Here is a 12,302-nt window from a genome sequence, read left to right on the forward strand (position 1 = left end):
GATTTATACTTTATGATTTATGAATGATTATAATTTTCAATTAACAAACTCCGGAGCTTCCGCCTCCAGCGAAGGGCTTGCCCCTTCGACTTCCGGCCAGCCGTCTTTCCAACGGATCCGATCCAACATCAGGACACGCCCGGTGGGATTCTCACAACTCACGGCATGGTAAAGAATCCAGTCGTTCCCACGATCGTCCGTAACGATTTCCGAGTTATGCCCCGTACCGACAAAAGCGTCATTCCCATGTATCAAGATTTCGTGATGGTTTTCCATCATCGGTCGTCCCTGTTTGTCCGTGAACGGACCGAACAGGTTGTCAGAACGGCCTACAACTGTAGTATAGGTACTTTTCAATCCCTCACAACAACTCCCTATCGAGGCAAACAGATAATAATAATCACCTCTTTTATGGATGTAAGTACCTTCGTAGGCGGTTCCGGCAACCTGTTTCTTTTTGGCTCCGTCCCGAACAGATAGGCCGTCTCCCGACAGCTCTATCCCATAGATACCGCGGAAACTACCCCAAAACAGGTATTTTTTCCCGTTATCTTCCATGAAAAATTGGTCTATTGAATTTTGAACTTGAATTGTCTTGCTTCGGAACAGCGGTCCCTTATCTACGAACGGCCCTTCCGGCTTGTCGGACGTAGCGGCACCGATCCCGCAGGTCCATTCGCCTCCCCAGACAGACATGGAATAATAGAGTACATACCGTCCGTCGATATAATTAATGTCCGGAGCCCATAAGCCGCCTTTCGGCTCGAAAGTCGGACGTGTTTCTTCCGTAAAAGCCGTTCCGATCTCCTCCCAGTCCACCAAGTTGCGTGAACGGTGGATAGGCGTGTTGCGGATATCTTCGGTTGCATACAAGTAAAAATAGCCATCATCCGCTTTGATGACGGTCGGATCAGGCAAGCTGTAATCGATCACCGGATTCCGGTAAGTGCTCTTAGCCTCCGTAACCGGTTCTTCCGCCGGTTCGGGACGGGAAGAGGGTTTATACATCTGCTTTTCCAGCATCTTCATAAAAAAGCCGCCTACCACGGAACGGGCACGCATGTTGATGGACCGGCCATCGGTAGCCTCATACCAATCGGTCAGGGGCACGCGGGGTTCGGTTTCGTTCACATATTTATAGGCGGGCGATAGCAAGCGGGAGAAATCATCCTGTGTATCAGCCAGGCAAGCCGTCCATAGGATCCAATCGATCTTGGTATAGGTCTTGCGGCTGTCAAGCGGAAGGCCGAACGGCTGTTGCCGGCTCAAATAAAAAGCGACCTCTTTCCGGGCGATCCTGTCCGGGAAGATATGCAAACCCAAAACTTTATCCCAAACCAGATTGTACTTCTGGCTCCAAGTGTTTTCCCGGTCGAATGTCAACCGGAAATGATCTCCATCGTCAGCCATCCGTTCCCATTTCTCCGCCATCCCGCGAGCGGCGGAAACATACCGGACCGCCTGTTCCTTATCTCCCAACATCTCGGCCAGCTTTCCGTATCCGGCAATACCCATGATCGCCTTTATCGAAAGGTTGGCATTATGGGCCAGATGTCCTGCAAAATCATCCGTGCACAACTGGTTTTCCGGATCAAGTCCTTCTTTCAACAAATAATTAGCCCAAACGCCCAATGTCTTCCAATGTTCACGGGCATAATCCGCATTCCCTTCACGCAGAGCGATGGCTGTTGTCAGAATCAACATATTCCCACATTCTTCAACCGGCATATCAAAGGGATACGTTTGCCCGTTGGCATGCGGGTAAGTTCCGACGTCATGGGCGGCAAAAGGCTTGTTCCATAGCCCGCTTTCGCTGTAATGGAAAATCGGGTTCAACATCCCTTTCAGCAACTCCGGGTTATAAAGCAAGAACAAGGGGGCGGACGGATACGTCACATCGACCGTACCGATCGATCCATTACTGAAATTCTCTTTGGAAAGAAACAACAGGTTCCCGTCTTTGTCTTCCACGAGTTTGTGGGCGGCTACCGCCTGACGGTAAGCGACGGCACAAAGTTCCGCATATTCTTTTCCTCCGGCTTTTTCCGCGTCTTCCATCAACAGGTTGTCAAAATGCCGGCAACGATCCATAATCGAGCGGTATTCCTTCGCAGATTCTTCAAATGCCTGCCGGATATTTTTCTTTCCGTTATGTTTCCAATACGCCATCCGGTTATCCTTGAAATACTGGATGGCATACAAGTCGTCATAGCCCACCATCAGGAACCCGGCCTTCGGAGAAGAAGAGACTGCCTCCAAAATATGACTGTAGACAAGCTGTTTCCGATCGCCAACCTCCATCACCGTCTCCTTTTCCACTTGTGCCGCCAAATAGAAATAGCCCCAGTCAATACGGACATCATCCCCTTTGCGTAACAAAACAGCCTGCTCAGCCGTTCCTGTCTTCAAATAAGAGATACCGTTTTCCACCTCCCTCTCAACCACAACCGCCTGATCCTCCGTGTTGACGGCCAAAGATGAAAAAGCCTCGACACTCACCCGTACCTCATGCTTCTTTTGATCTGTCGAACGAACCTGCCAAGAAATATAATTGACCGGCATGGACATCCGATCCAAATCATCCAGCAATAACGGAGCCGTAAAAACGACATCGAGCAAAACCGGACCACATTCAAATGTATAATAAGTTTGCGTGGGAAGGACATTCACAGACAACTGCCGGGCAGCAGTCGCAAAACGAACCGATGCTCCCTCTTCCGGTGTTTCCTTTCCCATGAAACGATAAGAAACACCATCCACATCCACTACCCCCAACAAGGCCTGTTCCTTGCCGGTCCAATGGCGGGTCACATCAGCATTCAATTCATCTGTAAACGACCAAACACTGGTATATGGATCTACGGAAATAAGCGGATAAGAAGGAGCGCGCAATGCGTTCCTTTTATCCGGCTCAAACAAACTCCCTGAACCGCAGGACACGTTCAGCAGTATCCCTTGGCAACAAATCAATAGTATCAGAAAGGCCTTCTTCATTTCTAATAATATATATAATTAAACACAAACTGACTTGATAATAAATCATGTGCAAAGGTATTCTTTCGCCTTCTATCACATTTTCAATTATCAATCATTTCCTTTCAAATATCAATCAAAACCACATGAAATCAGCTTGATACGCAAAACCGGATAGGAGAACCGTTTTTCAAGCATCCTATCCGGCAATAACTCTATCACTTCAACCGAACCACCGGCGAGCCGGATTGGCTAATTTGTTAAATAATCAAACACAATCTTTTGTAGATTCACGAAATTTCATAACTTTATTCTCGATTTATGCACGAAGCCTGTATTATTCTTTATTCTGCGACCTCGTCATCAACGGGTTAATCGGAATCCGGCCACGAAAACAATATGCGTGCTTTATGATAAGACAGGTGATAAATATAACCGAGGAGCCGGGCTGTCGATTTTCATCAACGGGACAAAGACAGCCACCTCTCCTACTTTGACAAAAATAAGTTGCAAATTATAACATTAAATTTTAAACCATGAAACAGTATTTTGTACTACCCTTTGCCTGTATGGCACTATGGGGATGCGGCGGGCAAGACCAAATAGAAACCCCGCCTTTGAAAATAATCGACCAGATAGACTTCTCGCACGTGCACATCCGGGACAACTTTTGGTCGCCCCGCCTCGCCAAGCACACATCGGCTACACTCCCTGTCTGTATCGACCAGATAGAGAACCAGACCGGAAGAATGCAAAATTTTGAAAATGCAGCCAGAGGGACAGGGAAGCACTCCGGTATCTTCTTCGACGATTCGGACGTATATAAAGCGTTGGAAGGTATCGCCTACAGCCTGATCAACAACCCGGACCCCGAACTGGAAAAGAAAGCGGACGAATGGATCGACAAGATCACGGCAGCCCAGCAACCGGACGGATATATCAATACCTTCTACACACTGACCAGGCAAGACAAACGTTGGAACAACATGGACAAGCACGAGATGTATTGTGCCGGCCACATGATGGAAGCCGCCGTCGCCTATTACCAGGCAACCGGAAAACGGAAACTGCTCGATGTGAGCATCCGTATGGCAGACCACATGATGAAACTGTTCGGCCCCGGCAAACGCCATTGGGTGCCGGGACATGAGGAGATCGAGTTGGCTTTGGTGAAACTGTACCGGACAACCGGTCAGGAAAAATATCTCGACTTCGCCAACTGGTTGCTCGAAGAACGGGGACATGGGCACGGAAGCAAAGGCGATGAAGGAGAATGGGATCCCGCTTACTACCAGGATCTCATCCCGGTAAGGGAATTGACAGACATTTCAGGCCACGCCGTCCGTTGCATGTACCTGTACTGCGGGATGGCAGACGTGGCAGCCTTGAAAAAAGACACCGCTTATGTCGAGGCTTTGAACCGCCTCTGGGACGACGTAGTACTACGTAACATGTACGTGACCGGCGGGATCGGCTCTTCACGGCACAACGAAGGCTTCACCGAAGACTATGACCTGCCGAACCTCGATGCCTACTGCGAGACATGCGCTTCCGTCGGAATGGTCTACTGGAACCAACGCATGAACCAGTTCACAGGCGATTCGAAATACATAGACGTACTGGAACGTTCCATGTACAACGGTGCGCTGGCCGGCGTCTCACTGGCCGGAGACCGCTTCTTCTACGTCAATCCGCTGGAATCGAACGGAGACCATCACCGCCAGGCCTGGTACGGGTGCGCCTGCTGTCCGAGCCAGATCTCGCGCTTCCTGCCTTCCATCGGGAACTATATCTATGGGACATCGGACAAGGCCTTGTGGGTAAACCTCTTCATCGGAAACACCACCGAAGTCATGATCGACGGGAAAAAGGTCGTCATGAAACAAGAAACGGACTACCCCTGGGACGGGCTGGTCAAGCTGACCGTCACCTCCGAACAACCGCTCGGCAAGGAGTTGCGCATCCGTATCCCCGGATGGTGCAAGTCATACACCCTGTCGGTCAACGGGAACAAAGTCGACAGTACGACCGACAAGGGATATACCGTCATCAAGGAATGGAAGACCGGCGACTTGATCGTGCTCAACATGGACATGCCGGTCGAAAAAGTATCAGCCGACCCGCGCGTGCGGCAAAACACGGGCAAGCGCGCCCTGCAACGCGGACCGCTGGTCTACTGCCTCGAAGAGACGGACAACGCGAAAGACTTTGCCGGCCTCGCACTGACGCCCACCTCCTCATTCGAGGTCAAAGACGAACCGGACAACCTGGGCGGCATCCGCTCAATCAAAGCTACATCGAATGGACAAACACTACATTTCATTCCTTACTATGCCTGGGACAACCGCGAAGCAGGCAAGATGAAAGTATGGATCGATTATCAAGAATAACATAACATCATCCTATCACCATGAACAAATTGAAAAAAATTTTCCTGACAGCAGTTGCCACCCTCACGGTAGCGACTGTCTCGGCCGCCGGCGAAGAACCCGCAGCCGAAAGTTACCGGAACAACCGGCACCCGCTCTTGCAAAAAGACTACATCCAACTGCCTCTCGGAACCATCCGCGCCGAAGGGTGGATGCACGACCAACTGACCCGTATGCGCGACGGAATGACCGGCCACTTGGATAAGGTCTACACGAAAGTAATGGGTCCCCGAAACGGATGGCTCGGCGGTGACGGTGACGTGTGGGAACGGGGTCCGTACTGGATCGACGGACTTCTGCCGTTGGCTTATCTCCTGAACGACCAAGCCCTGATCGAAAAGGTACAACCCTGGATCGAATGGACCTTGGCGTCACAAAAGCCCAACGGCTACTTCGGCCCCGACACCGACCGCGACTACGAACCCGGTCTGCAACGCGACAACGCGCAAGACTGGTGGCCCAAAATGGTCATGCTGAAAGTCATGCAGCAATACTACACGGCTACGCAGGACCGGCGCGTGATCGACTTCATGACCCGATATTTCCGATACCAACTGGACGAACTGCCCAAAAACCCGTTAGGCAAATGGACCTTCTGGGGCGAACAGCGCGGAGGGGATAACCTGATGGTCGTCTATTGGCTGTACAACATCACCGGCGACAAATTCCTGTTGGATTTAGGCGAGTTAATCCATAAACAGACGTTCAACTGGACAGATATCTTTTTAAATCAAAATCATCTCAGACGCCAACACAGCCTGCACTGTGTGAACCTCGCACAAGGCTTCAAGGAACCGATCGTTTATTACCAGCAAGGCAAAGACTCCAAGCAAATCCAAGCCACCCGCCAAGCGGTCAACGACATCCGTCACACCATCGGGTTGCCCACCGGCCTTTGGGGAGGAGACGAACTGCTGCGCTTCGGCAAACCGACGACAGGTTCGGAGCTCTGTACCGCCGTAGAGATGATGTACTCACTGGAAACGATACTGGAGGTCACAGGGGACATACAATGGGCCGACTACCTGGAGCGCGTGGCATACAACGCCTTGCCCACTCAAGTGACCGACGACTACTCCGCCCGCCAGTATTACCAGCAGACCAACCAGATCGCCGTCACCCGCGAGTGGAGGGAGTTCTCCACCCCGCACGACGACACCGACCTGCTTTTCGGCGAGCTGACCGGCTATCCCTGTTGCACGTCCAATCTTCACCAAGGCTGGCCCAAATTCGTCCAGAACCTCTGGTACGCGACTGCCGACAACGGACTCGCCTCCCTGCTCTTCGCCCCCTCGCAAGTAACGGCACGAGTGGCAGGAGGAATCGAGGTGAACCTGAAAGAAGAAACGGCCTATCCTTTCGAGGAGACAATACGCTACCATGTTTCGTTTACGGACAAGAAAGTGAAAAAGGCCTTCTTCCCCTTCCACCTGCGTATACCGGGTTGGTGCAAGCAGCCGATCGTCAAACTCAACGGTCAACCACTGACGGTCGATGCCTATCCCGGAACCGTCACACGTATCAACCGGGAATGGAAAGAGGGCGATATCCTGTCCCTCGAACTGCCGATGGAGGTGACCGTCAGCCGCTGGTATGAAAACAGCGCTGTTGTCGAACGGGGACCGCTGGTCTATGCCCTGAAGATGAACGAGAAATGGGAAAAGAAAGCGTTCGAAAGCGATAAGTCCGACGTGTACGGCAAATGGTATTACGAGGTGACGTCTGACAGTCCCTGGAACTATGCCCTGCCGGCCCGTTCCTTCTCGCCCGACAGGATCAAGGATGCTTTCACGGTGGAAAAATCAGACATTACCACCCCCTATCCGTGGAATGTCGAGAACGCCCCCATACGCATCAAAACGAAGGCAATGCGACTGAACGGCTGGACGCAAGTCAGAGGCTCGGCAGGTCCGGTACCCTACTACACGCAGCAAGGCAAAGACTTCGGCGACGAGGAGACGATCGAACTGATCCCTTACGGATGCACGACCCTCCGGATTACGGAATTTCCGGTAAGATGATCCGGCTCTCCATCCCGCCCCACGTCCGTCCGGACAGGGCGGGACGGATCGTACCGGAAGTCCCCCTACGTTTGCCGCATTGAACAATTTACGACGCCAAGTTACTACCACCCATAAACCGAATTTGTACCTCGATATTGAATGTTTTGCAAAATTCCTTTACATTTGTACTCTACAAAAAAACACTCGCAGGGCATGAGAACATTCCTTATCATTCTACTGGGCACGCTTTCGCTCCTCCTCCCCCGGTCCGGCTGGTCGCACGACCTTTATTTCCGCCACTATACCAACAAACAGGGATTATCGCACAACACGGTTTATTGCGCCCTTCAGGATAAAAAAGGATTCATGTGGTTCGGGACGGACGACGGGCTGAACCGGTTCGACGGCCACCAGTTCCGCATTTACCGCTATAACTCGTACGACCCGGAAAGCCTGCCGAACGACAGGATCATCAGCCTTTTCGAAGATTCGACCGGCAGGATATGGGTCTGCAACTATTCCCACACCTGCTATTACGACTATCAAACAGATGCTTTCCATCCCCTGACCTTTTCCGACAGCAACAACGCCCCGGAATATTTCCAACAAATCAGGGAAGATAAAAAAGGGAATTTGTGGCTGATGAGCTACAACCGGATCGCCCGCTATGCCCTTTCAGGCGAAAGCAGTCCGCATTTCTACCCCGAAGGGGAGCAGATAAGCATGATAGACATCACGATGAACGAAGAGAGCGAGCCGATCCTCGCCGGACGCAGCGACCTGTTTTTCTACAAACCGGAGGCAGACAAATTCGCCCGTATCCCGGTACTGACTGAAAAGGAAAAAGAAAATCCGATCAACCTCACCAAGCTTTGCCTCGTGCCGGACTGGGGAATACTGGTCGGGACAGACCGGGCAGGACTCAAGTTCTACGACCGGCACAGCCGGAAAACGGAAACAGTCATCCCGGACATACAGGTTCGCGACATCAAGCAGTGCAGTGAGAATACGTACTGGATCGCATCCGAGTCCGGTGTCTACATCCTGAATATGGCAGACCGGAGCATCACGCACCTGCAAAAATCGTTGACAAACGAATATACGATCTCCGACAATGCAGCCTATTCGATCACAAAAGACCGTGAAGGGGGGATATGGGTTACCACCTTTTTCGGAGGAATCAACTACCTGCCCAAAGAATATGTCCCGTTTAAATATTTTATCGGAGGGAAAACCCATCCGGGAATGCCGGGAAATGCCGTACGTGAAATCTGTCCGGACCGGTACGGCAACCTCTGGTTAGGAACGGAAGATAACGGGATCAACCGCTATAACCCGACTACCGGCGAGATCACGAACTTCTCCCGTACCAACCCCCTCCACCCGCTTTCGGCAACCAATATCCACGGCCTGCTTGCCGACGGCAGCCGGTTGTGGGTAGGGACATTCAACACCGGAATCGACCTGCTGGACATCCCTTCCGGGAAAATCATCAAACGATATACCCGGAACAATACCGGCAACCTGCTTCCGGCAGACTTCATACTCTGCTTTTGCAAACTCTCCGAAGACGAAATCCTGATCGGGACCTCCGAAGGGCTTGTCCTCTTCCATAAAAAAGAAGAATGTTTCACTCCCTGGGGGACAGAGATCAAGTCGATGGTACGTCAAATCTACAAAGACAGCAAAGGCGATATCTGGGTTGCGAGCACTTCCGGTGCCTACCGTTATTCCACAACCGACAAGAAATTCGCACATTACACATCCAACCGCGAACGGTCGCAGACCATCGGAGACAACAACGTGACCTCCATATTCGAAGACTCGAAAAACAGGATTTGGGTGGCAACCGCCTATGGCTTCTCCCTCTATAACGAAATATCGGACTCATTCAACCGCATCACGGTCGAGAACGGACTGCCCAGCAATATCGTACACCGTATCCTGGAAGATGACGAACATCTTTTCTGGATTGCAACGGCTAACGGGTTGGTCCGCTTTAATCCGGAAACATATGTGATGAAGACTTACTCATACACGGATGGCCTGCCCGAAGCGCAATTCAACTATTGTTCCGCCTACAAAATGCCGGACGGAACCATGTATATGGGAACGATCAACGGAATGATCGCCTTTAATCCGCGTGATTTCAAGGAAGATGTTTACACCCCGTCCCTGTGCATCACCCGCATAGACGTGCAAGACGACCGCATCGGTGCGCCTAAATATAATGTCAACCGGATTATGAAAAACGGAGAATTGAAACTTCCGCATAACCGTTCCACCTTTACCCTTTCGTATGTGGCCCTGAGCTACACCTCGCCGGATGCGATCCAGTATGCCTACCGCCTGGAAGGAAGCGACAAGGACTGGATTCATATGAAACAGAATAAAGACGTGACCTTTGCCAATCTGTCGCCCGGCGACTATGTTTTCCGGGTAAAATCGACCAACAGCAGCGGGGTTTGGCAGGATAACGAAACGACTCTCCGGATCACGGTGACACCGCCGTTCTGGGCTACCGGATGGGCATTACTCATTTATTTCCTGATCGTATGCCTGCTGATCGTACTCTGGTATAACTATAAAAAAGCCAAACTGGAAGAGAAACACCGCATCAACCGCGAAATATTCGAAAGCAAAAAGGAGAAAGAGCTTTACGACGCAAAGATACAGTTCTTTACCTTTATCACGCATGAGATACGGACACCACTCACCCTGATCAAGGCTCCATTGGAAAAAATCCTTCGTTCGGGGGATGGAACACCCGCCACACAGGAGAACTTGCGAATCATCGAGAAAAACACCGGACGGCTGTTAGACCTCAGCAACCAGCTGTTGGACTTCCGCAAGACGGAAAGCCGCGGGTTCAAACTGAACTATGTCACAACCGATGTCGTCCTCTGGCTGGAAACGATCCTGCATCCGTTCCGTCCGGCTTTCGAACAGGAAAACAAGAGTTTCACGGCCAAACTGCCGGAACTGCCTTTCGAGGCCTGCCTGGACCGGGAAGCATTCTCCAAGATCGTCAGCAACCTGGTCAGCAACGCGCTGAAATATTCAGACAGCCGGATCGCGCTCGAACTGCTTCCTCCTGCAGGCGAAGAACGGATGTTCACCCTGCTCGTCACCAACGACGGGCATCTGATTCCCGACAGCGAAGCGGAAAACATATTCAATCCGTTCTACCGCCTTAAAGAGACAGAAAATCAGTTAGGAAGCGGCATAGGCCTATCGCTTGCGCATTCTTTGACGGAATTCCACCGTGGCAAACTATTCTACCGGCAAACACCCGACGGGTTGAACCAATTCGTCCTGATGCTGCCCGAACAGCAGGAAGACAGTTTCCGGATTGTTGCCGGAAATGAAAAAGAGAAGCCGGAAATGGTGACCTTGCCCGAAGCAGGCAAATCAGTCGTTCTGATTGTCGAGGACCAGGACGACATGCGCCGTTTCATCGCCCGCGAACTGGCGGAAACGTATCAGGTATTGGAAGCCGAAAACGGAAAAGCAGCTCTCGACCTGATCCGTAAGAACACGGTCAACCTGATCATCAGCGATGTCATGATGCCCCTTATGGATGGTTTCGAACTTTGTAACGAAGTTAAAAACGATGTCAATATCAGCCATATCCCGTTTATCCTGCTCACGGCGCAACACAACCTGCAATCGCGTCTGAAAGGCTTGAACACCGGTGCCGATGCCTATATGGAGAAGCCTTTCTCCATCGAACTGCTGACGGCACAGGTCGGCAATCTTCTGAAAAGCCGGGAACTGCTAAACAAAACTTACTTAGAAAAACCGCTTGCTCCGGTTGCCTCCCTCGCCGTTTCACCGGTGGATGATATTTTCCTCCGCAAACTGAACGATTACCTGGAAGAGAACCTCAGCAACGAAGCCCTTTCCGTCGAAATGCTTGCCGACACGATGGGAATGAGTACATCCAGCCTCTACCGCAAGGTCAAGGGCCTGTCCGGTCTTTCCCCGAACGATTTCATCCGCATCGCCCGCTTGAAGAAAGCGATCCTGCTGATGCAGAACGGAGAGAACCGCATCAACGAGATCGCTTTCCAGGTAGGCTTCTCCTCCCCGGCCTATTTCTCGACTTGTTTCCAGAAACAGTATGGGAAAAGCCCGTCGGAGTATCTGAAACAGACGACTCTTTAATACTGAATATATTGCAGGGATAAAAATTGTAGTCAGACCGGCAAGATCAAAGGCCGTTTTCTGTCTTCACTTGTTCAAGGAGACGGGTGATTTCGGCTGCCGATATGTTTTCGCGCTCTTCTTTATCGTACATATACAGCAAAACGATGGTTCCGGTTTCTTCGTCGACGGAGTAAGTAAAGGTAATTACGCGAGCCCCGTGGCTTTTGCCTTTGTTCTTGCTGGCAATTGCCATGCGTACCTTGCGGACACCGCCGCCAAGGCTGACGCCGGCTTGGGGGTTGGCATGGAGTTCTTCTGCTAACTTTTCAAGATCCCGCTTCAATGACTTATACTTCTTTGCGAGACGTTTCATCTCGCGAAGAAACGCATTCTCCGGAATTATCTTATAAATCATTGAGAATTTCCTCCAATGTTTTCTGTTCCTTTCCCGCTTTCTTTGCCTGATAGAATTCAGTCAGCCCTTCACGAATGCCATTCAATATTTCCTGTTTGCTGATATATTCCACCTCTTCTTCCCGGACTACCTGCTGCTGCTTCACTTTTGCAAGAGCATGGGTCAGGGAACGCTTAACGGTTCTCAATACTTCCAGATCGTCGGTATCAAGTATGTCGCGCATGAGTTCTATGCGAAGTGCATCTATATCTAATGTTGCCATATCGGGAGATTTATGAGTTATGATTTCGGACAAAGATACGTTTTTTTATTTCTTTGTCCAAAATCATTTCA

6 protein-coding genes are annotated in these 12,302 nt (G+C 51.0%); 3 read left to right on the plus strand and 3 right to left on the minus strand.

Annotation, left to right across the window (positions count from 1 at the left end):
* Positions 1–36: 36 nt before the first annotated feature.
* Complete coding sequence (locus tag ACW6QF_RS01305; RefSeq protein WP_456086531.1) at positions 37–2,994, minus strand: glutaminase domain-containing protein; 2,958 nt, start codon at positions 2,992–2,994, stop codon at positions 37–39.
* 515 nt (positions 2,995–3,509) lie between these two features.
* Between ACW6QF_RS01305 and ACW6QF_RS01310 the strand changes: the two genes are divergently transcribed.
* The 3 genes from ACW6QF_RS01310 (at position 3,510) to ACW6QF_RS01320 (ending at position 11,572) form a co-directional block, all read left to right on the plus strand.
* Positions 3,510–5,363 carry a glycoside hydrolase family 127 protein gene (locus tag ACW6QF_RS01310; protein ID WP_456086532.1) on the plus strand — a complete coding sequence of 618 codons (1,854 nt, stop codon included), beginning with the start codon at positions 3,510–3,512 and terminating at the stop codon, positions 5,361–5,363.
* A 20-nt stretch (positions 5,364–5,383) separates the two neighbouring features.
* Complete coding sequence (locus tag ACW6QF_RS01315) at positions 5,384–7,423, plus strand: beta-L-arabinofuranosidase domain-containing protein (RefSeq protein WP_456086533.1); 2,040 nt, start codon at positions 5,384–5,386, stop codon at positions 7,421–7,423.
* A 195-nt stretch (positions 7,424–7,618) separates the two neighbouring features.
* The gene (locus ACW6QF_RS01320) at positions 7,619–11,572 is read left to right on the plus strand and encodes a hybrid sensor histidine kinase/response regulator transcription factor (protein WP_456086534.1); all 3,954 of its coding nucleotides are present in this window, start codon (positions 7,619–7,621) and stop codon (positions 11,570–11,572) included.
* A 46-nt stretch (positions 11,573–11,618) separates the two neighbouring features.
* Here the strand turns inward: ACW6QF_RS01320 and ACW6QF_RS01325 are convergent, their stop codons facing one another.
* Both ACW6QF_RS01325 and ACW6QF_RS01330 read right to left on the minus strand, forming a co-directional pair.
* Complete coding sequence (locus ACW6QF_RS01325) at positions 11,619–11,969, minus strand: type II toxin-antitoxin system RelE/ParE family toxin (protein ID WP_456086535.1); 351 nt, start codon at positions 11,967–11,969, stop codon at positions 11,619–11,621.
* The gene (locus ACW6QF_RS01330; protein ID WP_298551164.1) at positions 11,959–12,231 is read right to left on the minus strand and encodes a hypothetical protein; all 273 of its coding nucleotides are present in this window, start codon (positions 12,229–12,231) and stop codon (positions 11,959–11,961) included. Before ACW6QF_RS01330 ends, ACW6QF_RS01325 begins: the two co-directional genes overlap by 11 nt.
* Positions 12,232–12,302 lie beyond the last annotated feature (71 nt).

It is taken from the genome of Parabacteroides sp. (assembly GCF_977054455.1).